This is a genomic window from Geodermatophilus sp. SYSU D01186, assembly GCF_054050215.1.
Map to the genome: position 1 here is coordinate 1 of NZ_JBJGYW010000019.1, position 15,669 is coordinate 15,669.

Here is a 15,669-nt window from a genome sequence, read left to right on the forward strand (position 1 = left end):
CCCCCCCCCCCCCCCCCCCCCCCCCCCCCCCCCCCCCCCCCCCCCCCCCCCGCCCCCCCCCCCCCCCCCCCCCCCCCCCCCCCCCTGGCCCCGTCCGGAGGCTCGCCGCGAGCCTGCGAGCGGTGAGGGGGACGGGGTCCTTCCTCAGAACGGGTAGGCGGGGAGGTCACCGCGCAGGGTGACCCACTGGGTCTCGGTGAAGGCCTCGATGTTGGCCTGCGGCCCGCCGTGCCGGGAGCCGGTGCCCGAGGCGCCGACGCCGCCGAAGGGGGCCACCGCCTCGTCGTTGACCGTCTGGTCGTTGATGTGCACCAGCCCCGACGGGATCCGCTCGGCCAGCTGCAGCCCGGCGTAGACGTCGCGGGTGAGGATGCCCAGGCTCAGGCCGTACTCGGTGCCGGCGGCGAGCGCGGCGACCTCGTCGAGGCTGGAGAACGCGGTCACCGGCGCGACCGGCCCGAAGATCTCCTCCCGGTACGCCGGGGCGTCGACCGGGACGTCGCCGAGCACGGTGGGCCGGTAGAACAGCCCCTCGTAGGTGCCGCCGGTGTGCACCGTCGCGCCGGCGTCGATGCTGGAGGTCACCAGCCCGTGCACCCGGTCGCGCTGGCCGGCGTCGATGACCGGGCCGAGCGCGACCTGCTCCCGGAACGGGTCGCCGACGGGGAGCTTCTCCACCTTCTCGGTGAGGATCGCCGTGTACTCCTCGGCGATCGACTCGTGCACCAGGTGGCGGCTGGTGGCCATGCAGATCTGCCCGGAGTGGGCGAAGGTGCCCCAGGCGCCGACGGAGGCCGCGGCGGTCACGTCCACGTCGGGCAGGACGATCAGCGCCGAGTTCCCGCCGAGCTCCAGGTGCGCCCGCTTGAGGTGCTGACCGGCCAGCGCGCCCACGGCCCGGCCGGCCTTCGTGGAGCCGGTGAAGGCGATGACCCGCACCGCGGGCTCGACGACCAGTGCCTCGCCGACGTCGGCGCCGCCGGGCAGCACCTGGAGCACGCCGGCGGGCAGGCCCGCCTCCTCGAACACCCGCGCGAACACCGCGCCGCCGGAGATCGCCGTCCGCGGGTCGGGCTTGAGGATCACCGCGTTGCCCAGCGCCAGCGCCGGCGCGATGGCCCGGACGGCGAGGATGGTCGGCACGTTGAACGGCGCGATCACCCCGACGACGCCGGCCGGCACCCGCCGGGCGAAGCTCAGCCGCGGGGCGCCGGTGCGCAGCAGCTCGCCGTACGGGTGGCTGGGCAGGGCCGCGGCCTCGAAGCACTCGGCAGCCGTGGTGTGCACCTGGAAGTCCCCGAACGGCTGGATCGCCCCGGACTCCCGCGCCAGCCAGCCCTTGATCTCCTCGGCGGAGGCCTCGAACACCTCGCCGGCCCGGCGCAGCACCCGCGCCCGCTCCTCGTAGGACAGCGCCGCCCACGCCCGCTGCGCAGCGACCGCGCGCTCGGCCGCGGTGTGCACGTCATCCGGCGTGGCCTTCCCGACCGGGGCGATCACGTCGCCGGTCGCCGGCTCCACCGCGTCGTACGTGCCGCCGGACCCGTCGGTCCAGGCCCCCGTCCAGACCTTCCCCCGCCACGCGCCGTCGTCCAGCAGTGCCATCTCTCGTCTCCCGTTCCGGCCGCCCGTGCGGCCTGCGGCCAGGTTACCTGCGGGTAACCAGCGCTCCGGCGGCCTCTCCGTGTGCCGCTCCTGACAGCCGGTGGCGGCCACGCGCCGCCCTCCCCAGAGGGGGACCGGTCCGTCCCCCCTCGATGGGGGCTCCGGACGCCCACCGGGCGCACCTAGCGTCGCCGCATCGGCCGACCCGGCCGTTCCGTCCCCGGCCCGAGCCGGGCCTTCCCCCCGCCGACCCCGCAGCGGAGCCCCCCATGCGCAGAACCATCGTCGCCGCCGGCTCGTTCGCCCTCCTCCTGGGCAGTGCCACCGCAGCGAACGCCCTCCCCGAGGGCAGTGACCCGCCGGACCACGTCGTCGTCGCCGCCGGCCTGGACAACCCCCGCCAGCTCGCCTGGGCCGGTCGCGGCCTCCTGGTCGCCGAGGCCGGCCAGGGTGGCGCGGACTGTGCCCCGGCACCGGCCCCCGTCGCCGACGCGCCGCCGGCCGACGCGCCCGTCGCCGACCCGCCCGTGGACGAGACCCCCGTCATCGACACGCCCGGAGCCCCCGTCACCGACGACGGGACCGCCGACCAGGGCAGTGGCGACGCCGGCACGGCCCCCGACACCACCGACGACGACGGCACCGCCGACCAGGGCAGCGGCGACGGCGCCGGCACCGCGGACCAGGCGGCCGCCGTGGCAGCGGCCGACTGCGAGGGCCCCACCGGCCGCATCTCCGCCATCGAGCGGCCCGGCCGGACCGAACGCGGCCAGGCGGAGCCGGTCGTCGACGGCCTGCACTCGGTCGAGAGCGCGGAGGGCGCGGTCGGCCCCGACGGGGTGGCCGCCACCGGCACCCCCGGCGTGCTGCTGATCGCCCAGGGTGAGCTCACCCCCGACGCGCTCGCCGACCCGGCCACCGAGGCCGCCGAGACGCAGGAGCAGTTGCTGGTCAGCGTCGACGGCACGGCCGTCCCGTGGGTCGACCTCGGCGAGTACGAGGCCGACGCTGACCCCGACGGCAACGGCATCGCCGACAGCAACCCGAACGCGGTCCTCGTCGTCGACCCGGACGACGACCGCGACGGGGACGACGACCGCGACGGGGACGAGTACGCCCTCGTCGCCGACGCCGGCGCCAACGCCGTGTGGAAGGTGACCGCCGACTTCGACGACCTGGACGAGGACGAGCTCCCCGACTACGAGGTCAGCGTCTTCGCCGCCTTCCCCGCGGGCGACGCGGATGACGCGGAGCCGCAGTTCGTCCCGAGCGCGCTGGCCCAGGACGAGGACGGCAACGTCTACGTCGGTGGCGTCGGCGGCCTGGTGCCGGGCGCCGCGGAGGTGGTTCGCTACGACGCCGACGGCGAGGAGACCGGTCGCTGGGGCGGGTTCACCGGCATCAACGGCCTGGCCGTCGAGCCCGACGGCGACCACGTGTACGTCTCGCAGGTCTTCGGCAGCGAGGGCCCCGCGGGCGGCGGCACCGGCACGGTGGTGCGCTTCGAGACCGACGACTCCGACGACGCCACGTACGCCCAGGTCGACATCCCGTTCCCGGCGGGCGTGGTCCTGGGCCGGGGCGACACCGTCTACGTCGCGGCCTACAGCCTCTCCCCCGGGGACGCTCCGGACGCGGCCGAAGGGGACGCCGAGAGCGGCCAGGTGTGGCGCTTCAGCTTCCCCGAGGACGCCGCGGAGCTCCCGCTCCCGGTGGTGACGGCGCCGCCCACCACGACGCCGGCCGATCCGGCCACCCCGGACGACGGCACGACCGGCGGCGGCACGACCGGGGACGACACCGTGGTCCCGGGTGACGACGACGGCACCGCCGACCAGGGCTCCGGGGACGCGGCCACCGGCACCCCGGGCGTCACGGCCGGCGACGACACCGTGGTCCCTGGCGATGACGACGGCACCGCCAACCAGGGCTCCGGCGACGCCGTCACCCCGGGCGTCACGACCGGCGACGACACCGTCGTCCCGGGCGACGACGACAGCGCCACGCCCACCCGGCGGGCCAACCGGCCCTGACCGCGCCCCCGACCGGTCGTGCGGTGCCGCGGGAACCCCCTGCCGCGGCACCGCACGACCCTGCCCGGGTCGGTCGCCGCACCGCCCGGGTCGGTCGCCGCACCGCGCGACCGGCCGTGGCGCCGCCTCGACAGCCGGTGTCCACCACGCCGCCGCCCTGTGGACAGAGGTGCCGGCGGGTCCACCCGGCCCCGTGCGGACCTACCGTCAGGGGCGTCGACACCGTCGCGCGGTCGCCGGCACCCGGGCCGGCCGCGCGGTGCCGCGGGACGCCCCCGCCCGCGGCACCGCCCGGTCACCCCGGCGGACGGCGGTCAGCCGCGCAGCTCCGCGAGGATCGGGCCGGCCACCTTGAACGCGTGGTTGGCCGCCGGCACGCCCGCGTAGACCGCGGCGTGCTGGATGCACTCGCCGATCTCGGCGTCGGTGAGGCCGTTGTTCACCGCCGCGCGCACGTGCAGCGCGAACTCGTCCCAGTGCCGCAGCGCGATGGTGATCGAGAGCGTCATCAGGCTGCGGTCGCGGCGGGCGAGCCCCGGCCGCTGCCAGATGTCACCCCACGCCACCCGGGTGATGAAGTCCTGGAAGTCGGCGGTGAACGGCGTCGTGCCGGCCACGGCGCGGTCGACCCACTCGTCGCCGAGCACCTGCCGGCGGGTGGCCATGCCGGCCTCGCGCCGGGCGTCGTCGGTGCTGGGCAGCTCGCTCATGGGACTCCTCGGTCGGGGTGGTGGGCGGCGCGCCGGTCAGGGCGTGCCGTCGATGAGCGCGGCGTGCTCGGCGAGGGCGGCGTCCACCTGGGCCCCGGCCTCGCCCACGTCGGGCGACGCGGCGGCGAGGACCGCGCCGGCGTCGACGTCGGTGCGCGCCGCCACGACCTCGGCCAGCGGCCGGCCGGTGTCCCGCGCCTCCCGGACCGCGGCGGCCGCCGCGTCGTGCGCCGGCCCCTTGCCCAGGGACGGCGTGAGCGCGTCGGCGAGGGCGCCGGCCAGCGGGCCCTCGGCGGCCGCGGCGGCGGTGGCGGCCATCCGGGCGACGTCGGGTCGCAGCCCGCGCAGGCTCTCGGCCAGCCAGGCCGCGGCCGACCCGACGGTGGTCAGCAGGTCGGTCAGCGCCGGCCACTCGCTGTGCCAGGCGCCGGCGGCGCGCTCGTGCTCCTGCTCCATGGCGGCCAGCAGGGTGGCGACCAGACCGGGGGCCCGGCGGGCGCAGGCGCGGGCGGAGATCGCCGCGACCGGGTTGCGCTTGTGCGGCATCGCCGACGAGCCGCCCCGGCCCTCCCCCACCTCGGCGGCCTCGGCCACCTCGGACTGGGCGAGCAGCACGACGTCGACCGCCACGGTGGCGACCGCCCCGGCGGCGGCGCCCAGTGCTCCGGCGAGGTCGGCGACCGGCAGCCGGACGGTGTGCCACGGGACGGCGGTGGTGGCCAGCCCCAGCTCCTCGGCCAGGGCCGCCCGCAGGTCCACGCCGGAGCCGTCGCTGGCCACCAGCGTGCCGACCGCCCCGCCGTACTGCACCGGCAGCGAGGCGACCACCTCGGCCAGCCGCAGCCGGGCGCCGTCGAGGCCGGCCAGCCAGCCGGCGGCCTTGAGCCCGAAGGTGGTGGGCAGTGCCTGCTGCATGAGCGTGCGGCCCATGACGACGTCGTCCCGGTGGGTGCGCGCCAGCGCCGCGGCGGTCTCCGCGGCGGCCGCCAGGTCGGCGTCGATCGCCGCGACGGCGTTGCGGGCCAGCAGCACCAGCGCGGTGTCCAGCACGTCCTGGCTGGTGCCGCCCACGTGGACGGCGACCGCGTCACGCTCCCCCACCGCCTCCTGCACCGCCCGCACCAGCGGCGGCACCGGGTTGCCGGCGTCGGCCGCCCTGGCCACGACGGTGGCCAGGTCCAGCCGCGAGGGGTCGGCGCAGGCGGCGGTGACGGCGTCGGCCGCCGTCATCGGCACGAGGCCGGTACGCGCCGCGGCGCGGGCGAGCGCGGCCTCGACGTCGAGGAGCGCCCGGAACCAGGCGTCGTCGGAGACCGCGGCCGCCGCCGCGCCGCGGGCGAACGTGCCGGCGAACAGACCTGTCACGGGGTCCTTCCTACCGTGACCGGTCACACCGCGAAGAAGACCGTCTCCGTGTCGCCCTGCAGGTGGACTTCGAAGCGGTAGCCGTCACCGGTGGGCGTGGCGATCAGCGTGTCCCGCCGGTCCTCCGGGACGCTCCGCAGGACGACGTCCTCGGCGTTGGCCTCGGCCTCGTCGGCGAAGTAGATGCGGGTGACCACGCGGTCGAGCAGGCCGCGGGCGAAGACGCTGACGTCGACGTGCGGCGCCTGGAGGCCACCCTCGCCGTCGGGCACCCGGCCCGGCTTGAGCGTGTACAGGGCGAACTCCCCGGGCGGGTCGATCGTCTGCACGCGGGCGTAGCCACGGAAACCGGGGCGGGTGGCGGCGCCGCGCGGGTCCTCCGGCGACGGGAAACGGCCGTCGGGGTCGGCCTGCCAGGTCTCGATCATGGCATCGGGGACCAGGTCACCGGCGCCGTCGAAGACCCGCCCGCGGATCCAGATCCCGCCCTCGGTGCCCTCGGCGGCGGCCCACGCACCGTCCGGCCAGGTCAGCCCGATGGCCAGGTACGGGCCGACGGTCGCGCTCGGGGTGGGGCCGAGCCGGAACGGCCCGGTGAGGAAGCCGGTGCCGCGCTGCCCCGACCGGGGCTGGAAGGGCGTGGCCGGGTCGGCGGGGACGTCCAGCGGGTTGAAGGTGCTCACGCGACATCTCCGTCGTCGTCGGTCTCGAACGGGGTCTGGTCCGTGCCGCGGAGCACGATGTTCCACTCGAACGCCAGCGCCCAGTTGTCCTGGGTGCGCTCGAGGCTGTACTGGCTGATCGCCCGGTGCCGCGCCGCCGGCGGGATGGCGTTGTAGATCGGGTCCTGGCCGAACAGCGGGTCGTCCGGGAAGTACATCTGGGTGACCAGCCGCTGGGTGAAGGCGCGGCCGAACAGGCTGAAGTGGATGTGCGCCGGGCGCCAGGCGTTGTGATGGTTGCCCCACGGGTAGGCGCCGGGCTTGATCGTCAGGAACTCGTACCGGCCCAGGCTGTCGGTGACCACCCGGCCGAGGCCGTCGAAGTGCGGGTCCAGCGGCGCGGGCCAGTTGTCGACGACGTGCCGGTAGCGGCCGGCGGCGTTGGCCTGCCAGACCTCGACCAGGGCGTCCGGCACCGGCCGGCCGTCGCTGTCGAGCACCCGCCCGTAGACGAGGATGCGCTGACCCACCGCCTCGCCACCGTTGCGCCACGTGAGGTCGGCATCCTGCGCGAGGACGCGGTCCTCGCCGAGCACCGGGCCGGTGATCTCGGTCAGCCGCTGCGGGAGGTCGACGGGCTCGCGCAGCGGTGCCCGCAGCCCGGTGCTCCGATAGTCGGGGAAGCCGACGGGGGTGCGCAGCGAGGCGTCCTCGCGGAGGTAGCGCGGCAGCACCAGCCGGCTGCCCGATGTGGTCCCGGTCATGCTGGGACCGTACGGCCGCGGGTCTACGCTGCCCAAGCCAAGACTCCCGTCCAGTGGAAAGAGGTGCCCGTGGCCGGTGGGAGCACGACGCCCGGGCGGTCGGTCACCTCCCGGGCGCTGGCGGTGCTGGACGCCTTCGACAGCAGCGCGCCCCGGCTGTCGCTGTCGGAGATCGCCGAGCGGTCGGGCACCCCGCTGTCGACCACGCACCGCCTGATCGGGGAGCTCACCGAGTGGGGCGCGCTGGCCCGGCGCGACGACGGCCGCTACGAGATCGGCCGCAAGCTGTGGGACCTCGGCCTGCTCGCCCCGGTGCAGCTGGAGCTGCGGCAGGTGGCCGCGCCCTTCCTGCTCGACGTGCACACCGCCACCCGCGACACCGTGCACCTCGCCGTCCGCGAGGGCCGCTCCGCGCTTTACGTGGAGCGGATCTCCGGGCGCGAGTCGGTGCCGGTGGTGAGCCAGGTCGGCAGCCGGCTGCCGCTGCACGCGACCGGCGTCGGCAAGGTGCTGCTGGCCTCCGCGCCGGACGACGTGGTCGAGGCCGTGCTGCGGAGGCCCGCGCGCGCCACCCGGCACACCGTCGTCGACCCCGCGCGGCTGCGGCGGGAACTGGGCGAGGTGCGCCGCCGGGGGTACGCGCGGACGGCGGAGGAGATGTCGCTGGGCACGCTGTCGGTGGCCGTCCCGGTGCGCGCCGAGCGCTCCGGCGACCCGGTCGTGGTGGCGGCGCTGGGGGTCGTCGCACCCAGCCACCGGCGCGACCTCACCCGCTTGGTGCCGGTGCTCGAGGTGGCGGCCCGGGGCATCGGCCGGCAGCTGTCGCAGGTGCGCCACTTCCACTGAGCGGGAGCGCACGGTTCCCACGGGAACGTACCGGCGGTCACACTCGGCCCGTGCGTACTCAGGTGGGGATCATCGGAGCCGGCCCGGCCGGCCTGCTGCTGTCGCGGCTGCTGCACCTCCAGGGGATCGACTCCGTCGTCCTGGAGAACCGGTCGCGCGACTACGTGGAGGCCCGCATCCGCGCCGGCATCCTCGAGCAGCACACCGTCGACACGCTGACCGCCGCCGGCGTCGGCGACCGGCTGCAGCGCGAGGGCCTCGAGCACCGCGGCATCCACCTCCAGTACCCGGGCAACCGCTTCACGCTGGACTTCCCCGAGCTGTGCGGGCGCACCGTGTGGGTCTACGGCCAGACCGAGGTCACCAAGGACCTCATCAAGGCCCAGCTCGACGGCGGCCCGCCACTGCTGTTCGAGGTCTCCGACGTCCGACCCGAGGACGTCGACGGCGACAGCCCCCGCATCCGGTTCACCGACGCCGACGGCACCGAGCAGGTGCTCGAGTGCGACGTCATCGCCGGCACCGACGGCTTCCACGGCCCCTCGCGCCAGGTGGTGCAGGCCGCCGGCGGGACGGTGTGGGAGCGCACCTACCCCTACGCGTGGCTGGGCATCCTGGCCGACGCCGCGCCCGCGACCGACGAGCTCATCTACTCCTGGCACCCCGACGGCTTCGCGCTGTACTCCATGCGCTCCCCGTCGGTGTCCCGCCTGTACCTGCAGGTCGACCCCGGCGAGAAGATCGAGGACTGGTCCGACGACCGGATCTGGGAGAACCTCGCCACGCGGTTCGCGCTCGAGGGCTGGCAGATCAACACCGGCACGATCACCGAGAAGTCGGTCCTGCCGATGCGCTCGTTCGTCAGCGCCCCGATGCGCCGCGGCCGGCTCTTCCTCGCCGGGGACGCGGCGCACATCGTCCCGCCGACCGGCGCCAAGGGCCTCAACCTCGCCGTCGCCGACGTCACGCTGCTGGCGCAGGCGCTGGTGCGGCTGCTGCAGGAGAAGCAGACCGACCTGGTCGACACCTACTCCGACCGCGCGCTGGCCCGCGTCTGGCGGTGCACGCACTTCTCGTGGTTCATGACCTCGATGCTGCACCGCTCCGGCGACGCCTTCGACGCCGAGCTGCAGCTGTCGCAGCTGCGCCGGATCGCCGCCTCCGAGCCGGCCGCCCGCGAGCTCGCGGAGAACTACACCGGCCTGCCGCTGGAGGTCTGACCCGCGGGTCAGCGGCCCCCGTCGAGCAGGGTGAGGACGGCCTCGGCGGTCCCCGGCGCCAGCGGCAGGTGCGGCAGGACGTCGCGCAGCTCGTCGGGCTCCAGGCCCTCGGCCAGCAGCGCGGTGAGCAGCCGGTCGGCGTACCGCGGTGCCACCGGTTCGGGCAGCTGCTCGGCGGCCAGCGCGGCGCGGGCGAGGAAGACCGCACCGGAGGCGGCCGGGTCCTCCCCCGCCGGGGCCGGCGGCGGAGGACCGGCGGCGTCCCGGGTCAGCGCCTCGGCGGCCCGGACCAGCGACAGGGGCAGCCCCTCGGCCTCGACGTCCAGCAGGGGGACGTCGGCCAGCGCGGCGAGCACGAGGTGCTCGGCCTCGGTGCGCAGCGGCGCCTCCCACTCCCCCGCCCGGACGACGCCGACCAGGTCGCGGCCGTCCTCCCCGAGGTCGTCGAGCAGGTCGGCCCAGTCGGCGCGGCGGGTGCTGCGCGCCCGCTCGGCGGCGAGCACGCAGGTGGCCAGCACGAACGGCTCGATCACCTCGCGGTCGAAGCGGTCGGCGTAGAGGACCCCGTCGCCGTCCACGGCGTTGAGCGCGTCGCGGAAGCTGCCCGGCCGGGCGTCGCCCAGGTCGAGGCGGCCGTCCTCCTCGCCGCTGAGGGACTGCCCGCGGGCCAGCCGGTCGGCGTTGGTGCCCCCGGTCTCCACCAGCCGCCCCCGTCGCCGCTCGACGTGCCGGCGGTCGGAGATCCCGACGCTCCAGGCGCACGCCTCGGCGATCAGCGCGGGCACCCGTTCCCGCAGCACCTCACGGGTCAGCTGCCCCATCCAGTCGACGTCGAACACGCTCCCCAGCGTCCCCCGACCGGCGCCCGGACACGCGCGGAGGCCGGATCTACCGGCGGGTAGCTCTTGTGGGATCGTCGGGGTCCCAACCTGCGAGACGGCGACGCAGCCGTCAGGAGAGAGGTCCGATGCGGTTGCAGCTGTCCCCGGAGCTGGAGGCCTTCCGGGAGGAGATGCGGACGTTCTTCACCACCCAGGTCCCGCAGGAGATCCGCGACACCGTCGCGGCCCGGCGGCACGTGTCCAAGGAGCACTACGTCACGACCCAGCGCGTCCTCAACGCCGCCGGGCTCGCCGTGCCGCACTGGCCGGTGGAGTGGGGCGGCCGGGACTGGACACCGCTGCAGCGCCACATCTGGCGTGAGGAGATGCAGCTGGCCAACGTGCCGGAGCCGCTCGCGTTCAACGCCAGCATGATCGGCCCGGTCATCGCGGCCTTCGGCAACCAGGAGCAGAAGGAGCGGTTCCTGCCGGCCACGGCGAACCTCGACATCTGGTGGTGCCAGGGCTTCTCCGAGCCCGACGCCGGCTCCGACCTGGCCAGCCTGCGCACCACCGCGGTGCGCGACGGCGACGACTGGGTGGTCAACGGCCAGAAGACGTGGACGACGCTCGGGCAGCACGCCGACTGGATCTTCTGCCTGGTCCGCACCGACCCGACCGCGGAGAAGCGGCAGCGCGGCATCTCGATGCTGGTGTTCCGCATGGACTCCCCGGGGGTCACGCTGCGGCCGATCGAGTTGCTCGACGGCAGCTTCGAGGTCAACGAGGTCTTCTTCGAGGACGTCCGCGTGCCCGCGGAGAACCTCATCGGCGAGGAGAACCGCGGCTGGGACTACGCGAAGTTCCTCCTCGGCAACGAGCGCGTGGGCATCGCCCGGGTCGGGGCCACCAAGCGACTGCTGGCCCAGGCCAAGGAGTACGCGCGGGCCATCACCGTCGACGGCCGCCCGCTGGCCGAGGACCCGCGCACCGCGGGCCGCATCGCCGAGGTGGAGAACGAGCTGCTCGCCCTGGAGCTGACCGCGCTGCGCGTGGTCGCCAACTCCGCCGACGGCCGGCCGCACCCGGCGTCCTCGGTGCTCAAGCTGCGCGGCTCGGAGCTGCAGCAGGCCGCCACCGAGCTCATCGTCGACATCGCCGGCCCGCTGTCGGTGGCCTCGTTCGCCGACGGGGGCTCCGACGTCCCCGACTGGGCCCGGGTGGCGACCCCGGAGTACCTGAACTACCGCAAGGTCTCCATCTACGGAGGCTCCAACGAGGTGCAGCGCACCATCATCGCCGGCACGATCCTGGGGTTGTGAGGTAGCCGTGGACTTCGACTACGACAGCGAGCAGAACGACCTCCGGGAGGCCGTGCGCGGCCTGCTGGAGCGGGCCTACGGCGACAGCGAGCAGCGCCGGAAGGTGACCGCGCAGGACCCGGGCTTCGACGAGAAGACGTGGTCGCGCATGGCGGAGATGGGCCTGCTCGGCCTGCCCTTCGCCGAGGAGGACGGCGGCATGGGCGCCGGCCCGATCGAGGTCGGCATCGTCGCCGAGGAGGTCGGCCGCGTGCTCGCGCCGGAGCCGTTCGTCGAGGCCGTCGTCCTGGCCGGTGGCCTGGTGGCCGCCGTCGGCACCGACGACCAGCGCGCCGCGGTGCTCGGCCCGCTGGCCGAGGGCACGAGCGTGCTCGCGGCGGCGCTCGCCGAGCCCGGCACCCGCTGGAGCCCCGCGGCCGCCGCGGTCACCGCGACCGACGACGGCGGCGCGTGGCGGCTGACCGGCGTCAAGGAGCCGGTACCGAACGGCGCGCGGGCCGACGTGCTGGTCGTCTCCGCGGTGGTCGAGGGCGGCACCGCGCTGTTCCTCGTCCGCGGGGACGCCGAGGGCCTGACCCGCACCGGCTACCGCACCCACGACGGCGGCCGGGCGGCCCACGTCCGCCTCGACGGCACGCCGGCCGAGCTGCTCGGTACCGGAACGGCCGATCGCACCGCCGACGTCGAGAAGGTGCTCGCGCACGCCCGCATCGCCTACGGCCACGAGGCGATCGGGGCGATGGAGACCGCGCTGCGGACCACTGCCGAGTACCTGAAGACCCGCAAGCAGTTCGGCGTGACGCTGAGCAAGTTCCAGGCGCTGACCTTCCGGGCCGCCGACATGTACATCGCCCTCGAGCTGGCCCGCAGCACCGTGCTGTGGGCGTCGATGGTCGCCGACGCCGGCGGTGACGTCGTCTCCGCGGCCGACCGCGCCCGGCTGCAGACCAGCCGCGCCGGCCGGCACATCGGCAAGGAGGCCATCCAGCTGCACGGCGGCATCGGCGTGACCGCCGAGTACAAGGTCGGCCACCACACCAGCCGGCTCACCGCCATCGACCACCTGCTCGGCGACGGCGACTGGGCCCTGGGCCGCCTGGCGTCGGGGGTCACCGCGTACGAGACCGTCGACCCGCTGGGCGCGCCCTACACCAGCTGATCGACACGGCAGCGGCCGGTGTCCCCCCGTGGGACGCCGGCCGCTGCCGTCGGTTCAGCCGAGCATCGCCAGGCGCAGCTCCTCGGCCTCCGCGCGCACCTTGTCCATGACGGGCGGGACGGCGTCCTCCCGCAGGGCGCCGTCGGTGAGCCGCTCCACCGGCACCGGCTCGTAGTCCTCGACGGTGAGCCGGGAGGCCACCTCCAGCGCGCAGCGCAGCAGGCTCGCGTCGGGGTCGGACAGGTCGTCGACGGCGGCCAGCGGGGCCACCATGCTGTGCGCGAAGCCCCACTGCTCCAGGGCGACCGCGCTGAGCCGGTAGGCGTGGATGCCGTAGCGGTGCACCTCCGCGGCGCGGCGGCCGACGTTGGTCGGCTCCGACGCGGCCAGCCCGGCGTAGCCCTCCTGGTCGTTGTGGTGCAGCAGGGCGATGCCCAGCGGGGCGAGCAGCCCGAGGCACAGCGCGTCCTGCGGGCGGTCCCCGAACCGGGGCGCCAGGGTCGAGGCGGCGAGCGCGACGCTGGTGCTGGTCCGCCAGAAGTCGGCGGGCAGGCGCGCCTCGTCGTCGAGGTCGGTGAGGGCGACGGTCGCCATCGTGCGCACGGTGGTGAAACCGACGACGGTCACCGCGAACTGCAGGGAGGTCACCCGCCCGCGCATGCCGAAGTAGGCGGAGTTGGCCAGCTTCATCACGCGGCTGGCCAGCGCGACGTCCCCGGCGAGGATCTGCGCCAGCGCCTTGGCGGAGGTGTCGTCGGAGTTGGCCACCAACACGATCTGCGCGGCCACCGGCTTCTGGCTGGCCATGGTGTCGATGCTGGCGAGCACGCCCTCGAGGTCGAAGGTGGGCGCGGGGGCCAGGTTGGTGGGCACGTCGGCTCCCGGTCGGGCGAGTGGGGTGGGGGTCATCGGGCGGAGTGCGCGGCGAACCACGCCGCGGTGCGGTGGCCGGTCATCGGCTGGGCCAGGCTGAAGCCCTGCAGGAAGCCGGCCCCGAGGCGGGCCAGCTGCTCGGCCTGCTCGGCGGTCTCCACGCCCTCGGCGACGGTGGTCAGGCCGAGGTTCTTGGCCAGGGCGATGACCGCCGAGGCGATCTCGGTGTGCCCGTGGCCGAGCTCGGCGACGAAGGAGCGGTCGACCTTGAGGCAGTCGACGGGCAGGTGCCGCAGGTAGGCCAGCGACGAGTAGCCGGTGCCGAAGTCGTCGATGGCCAGCTGGACGCCGAGGTCGCGCAGTTGGGTGAGGACCTCCCGCGCCGAGGACGGGTCCTTCATCAGCGCCGACTCGGTGATCTCGATCGACAGCCGCGACGGGTGCAGCCGGTGCCGCTGCAGGGCGGCCACCACCTGCGGGTGCAGGTTGCCGTCGAGCTGGAGGGCGGAGACGTTGACGTTGGCCCGCTGCGGTGCGGCGTCCCCCAGGAGGCGGTCCCACTCGGCCAGCTGGCGGCACGTCTCGTCGAGCACCAGCAGGCCCAGCGGGCCGATCAGGCCGCTCTCCTCGGCCAGGGCGACGAAGGTCGCCGGGCTGATCGCGCCCCGCTCGGGGTGCTCCCAGCGGGCCAGCGACTCCACCGCGGTCGAGGTGCCGTCGGCGGTGCTGAAGATCGGCTGGTACAGCAGCGTGACGTCGCGGCGCTCGATGGCCGTGCGCAGCTCGGCGACCAGCCGCAGCTTGTCCCGGGCCTCGGCGCGGGCGGCCTGGTCGAGCACGGTGATGCGACCCTTGCCGCCGGCCTTGGCCTGGTACATCGCGATGTCGCAGTCGCGGATGAGCTCCTCGGCCGCGGTGTGCTCGTCGGTCTGCACGGTGACCCCGACGCTGGCGTGCGGGCGCACGTCGACCCCGCCCAGCCGGACCGGCTCGGCCAGCGCCGCCCCGATCCGCTCGGCGAGGGTGACCGCGTCGGCCTCGTCCACGCCCTCGCAGACGACGACGAACTCGTCGCCCCCGAAGCGGGCCACCAGGTCACCCGGGCGCACGGTCGACCGCAGCCGGCCGGCGATCTCGACCAGCAGCTCGTCGCCGGCCGCGTGGCCGAGGGAGTCGTTGACGACCTTGAAGTTGTCCAGGTCGAGGAACAGGCAGGCCAGCCCGCCGCCGCCGGGGGTGAACCGCTCGGCCACGTGCTCGGCCAGCAGGGTCCGGTTGGGCAGGCCGGTCAGCGGGTCGTGGTTGGCCTGGTGCGCCAGCCGGGCCTCGAAGGCCAGCCGGTCGGTGATGTCCTCGATCGTGCCGACGAAGCCCGCGCCCACGCCCGGGGTGAACAGGTGGGCGAAGCGGATGACCGTCGTGCGCTCGGTGCCGTCCTCGCGGAGCAGCCGGGCCTGCGCCTCGCCGTCCCCACCGCCGAGGACGGCGACGACCTGCTCGATCACGCCGTCGAGGTCCTCGGGGTGGACGGTGGCCATCCAGCCGGTGCCGAGGAGCTGCTCGGCCTGCAGGCCGACGAGGCTGCAGAACGCGTCGTTGACGTGCGCCAGCCGCATGCCCTGCTCCGAGAGCAGGGTCGGGACGGGCGAGCGCTCGGTGAGGGTCGCGAAGCGCTGCTCGTGGGCGTCGGCGGTCGCGCGCAGGGCACGCTCCTGCTCGTTGGCGGCCGGCACCAGGCGCAGCGTCCACATCCGGCCCGACGGCGCCGGGGTGCACAGCACCACCGCCTCGACCATGGCGCCGCTGGCGGTCCGCACCGGCAGGCTCATCCGCGCGCTGCGCTCCCGGCGCAGCAGCAGCTTCACCTCGGCCCCGCGCAGCGTGGGCACCAGCGCGGACACCGGCAGGGTGCGCAGGTCCTCGAGGCCGTAGCCGAGCAGCTGGGTGGCGCCCTCGTTGCACCAGGTGATCCGCGCGGCGCCCCCGACCATCTCGGCGACCATCAGGACCAGGGTGTCGCTGACGGCGGCGCCGTAGAAGATCGACGAGACGATCTCCGGTGGCACCAGCGGTTCGGCAGGCACGGTCGGCGCTGACACTCTCCCCCCAACGTGGCCGTGCCGGCTCCCACCGGACGTGGTCCGGGCGTTCCCGGCTCACTTGCCAGTACGGCAGCCCGGGCGGGTGTCTGCACCCGAGCGGCCGCGCACCTCACCCTCCCGGGGGAGGGACCGGCGTGATGGCCGTCGAGGGGCGCCGGGGTGGCGGGGGGCGGCATGATCGGGCCGC

General features: G+C 75.4%; 13 protein-coding genes. 5 read left to right on the forward strand and 8 right to left on the reverse strand.

Annotated features, from left to right (window positions below):
* Positions 1-144 precede the first annotated feature (144 nt).
* Entirely contained in the window at positions 145-1,605 is a 1,461-nt protein-coding gene (locus ACI784_RS14935) for a benzaldehyde dehydrogenase (RefSeq protein WP_457013976.1), read from the reverse strand.
* Between the two features lie 269 nt (positions 1,606-1,874).
* Here ACI784_RS14935 and ACI784_RS14940 point away from each other — a divergent pair, with 269 nt between their 5' ends.
* Positions 1,875-3,638 carry a ScyD/ScyE family protein gene (locus tag ACI784_RS14940; protein ID WP_457013977.1) on the forward strand — a complete coding sequence of 588 codons (1,764 nt, stop codon included), beginning with the start codon at positions 1,875-1,877 and terminating at the stop codon, positions 3,636-3,638.
* Between the two features lie 314 nt (positions 3,639-3,952).
* Here ACI784_RS14940 and pcaC read toward each other — a convergent pair whose 3' ends face one another.
* Genes pcaC through pcaH form a run of 4 tightly spaced genes read right to left on the reverse strand, consistent with a single transcriptional unit; the run spans position 3,953 to position 7,139 of the window.
* A complete protein-coding gene (gene pcaC / locus ACI784_RS14945) occupies positions 3,953-4,348 on the reverse strand; it encodes a 4-carboxymuconolactone decarboxylase (RefSeq protein WP_456924971.1) in 396 nt (131 codons plus the stop codon).
* A gap of 36 nt (positions 4,349-4,384) precedes the next feature.
* The gene (pcaB, locus tag ACI784_RS14950) at positions 4,385-5,713 is read right to left on the reverse strand and encodes a 3-carboxy-cis,cis-muconate cycloisomerase (protein ID WP_457013978.1); all 1,329 of its coding nucleotides are present in this window, start codon (positions 5,711-5,713) and stop codon (positions 4,385-4,387) included.
* 23 nt (positions 5,714-5,736) lie between these two features.
* Complete coding sequence (gene pcaG, locus ACI784_RS14955; RefSeq protein WP_457013979.1) at positions 5,737-6,396, reverse strand: protocatechuate 3,4-dioxygenase subunit alpha; 660 nt, start codon at positions 6,394-6,396, stop codon at positions 5,737-5,739.
* Positions 6,393-7,139, reverse strand: a complete 747-nt coding sequence (pcaH, locus tag ACI784_RS14960) for a protocatechuate 3,4-dioxygenase subunit beta (RefSeq protein WP_456924974.1) — start codon at positions 7,137-7,139, stop codon at positions 6,393-6,395. Before pcaH ends, pcaG begins: the two co-directional genes overlap by 4 nt.
* Before the next feature lie 69 nt (positions 7,140-7,208).
* Here pcaH and ACI784_RS14965 point away from each other — a divergent pair, with 69 nt between their 5' ends.
* The gene (locus tag ACI784_RS14965; RefSeq protein WP_456924975.1) at positions 7,209-7,985 is read left to right on the forward strand and encodes an IclR family transcriptional regulator; all 777 of its coding nucleotides are present in this window, start codon (positions 7,209-7,211) and stop codon (positions 7,983-7,985) included.
* A gap of 50 nt (positions 7,986-8,035) precedes the next feature.
* A complete protein-coding gene (locus tag ACI784_RS14970) occupies positions 8,036-9,205 on the forward strand; it encodes a 4-hydroxybenzoate 3-monooxygenase (protein ID WP_457013980.1) in 1,170 nt (389 codons plus the stop codon).
* Between the two features lie 8 nt (positions 9,206-9,213).
* Here ACI784_RS14970 and ACI784_RS14975 read toward each other — a convergent pair whose 3' ends face one another.
* On the reverse strand, positions 9,214-10,044 hold the full coding sequence (locus tag ACI784_RS14975) for a hypothetical protein (protein ID WP_457013981.1): 831 nt from the start codon (positions 10,042-10,044) through the stop codon (positions 9,214-9,216).
* 128 nt (positions 10,045-10,172) lie between these two features.
* Here ACI784_RS14975 and ACI784_RS14980 point away from each other — a divergent pair, with 128 nt between their 5' ends.
* Both ACI784_RS14980 and ACI784_RS14985 read left to right on the forward strand, forming a co-directional pair.
* Entirely contained in the window at positions 10,173-11,348 is a 1,176-nt protein-coding gene (locus ACI784_RS14980; RefSeq protein WP_457013983.1) for an acyl-CoA dehydrogenase family protein, read from the forward strand.
* Between the two features lie 7 nt (positions 11,349-11,355).
* Positions 11,356-12,507, forward strand: coding sequence for an acyl-CoA dehydrogenase family protein (locus ACI784_RS14985; protein WP_456924979.1), 1,152 nt, complete (start codon positions 11,356-11,358; stop codon positions 12,505-12,507).
* A gap of 54 nt (positions 12,508-12,561) precedes the next feature.
* Here the strand turns inward: ACI784_RS14985 and ACI784_RS14990 are convergent, their stop codons facing one another.
* Positions 12,562-13,380 (reverse strand): HDOD domain-containing protein, encoded by an 819-nt coding sequence (locus ACI784_RS14990; protein WP_457013984.1) that lies wholly within the window; start codon positions 13,378-13,380, stop codon positions 12,562-12,564.
* Positions 13,381-13,412: 32 nt separating this feature from the next.
* Positions 13,413-15,464, reverse strand: a complete 2,052-nt coding sequence (locus ACI784_RS14995) for a putative bifunctional diguanylate cyclase/phosphodiesterase (protein WP_457013985.1) — start codon at positions 15,462-15,464, stop codon at positions 13,413-13,415.
* Positions 15,465-15,669 lie beyond the last annotated feature (205 nt).

Coding starts and splice junctions, on each gene's coding strand:
- ACI784_RS14980 (WP_457013983.1), top strand. CDS start 10,173: ATGCGGTTGCAGCTGTCCCCGGAGCTGGAGGCCTTCCGGGAGGAGATG.
- pcaC (WP_456924971.1), bottom strand. CDS start 4,348: ATGAGCGAGCTGCCCAGCACCGACGACGCCCGGCGCGAGGCCGGCATG.
- pcaH (WP_456924974.1), bottom strand. CDS start 7,139: ATGACCGGGACCACATCGGGCAGCCGGCTGGTGCTGCCGCGCTACCTC.
- ACI784_RS14935 (WP_457013976.1), bottom strand. CDS start 1,605: ATGGCACTGCTGGACGACGGCGCGTGGCGGGGGAAGGTCTGGACGGGG.
- ACI784_RS14940 (WP_457013977.1), top strand. CDS start 1,875: ATGCGCAGAACCATCGTCGCCGCCGGCTCGTTCGCCCTCCTCCTGGGC.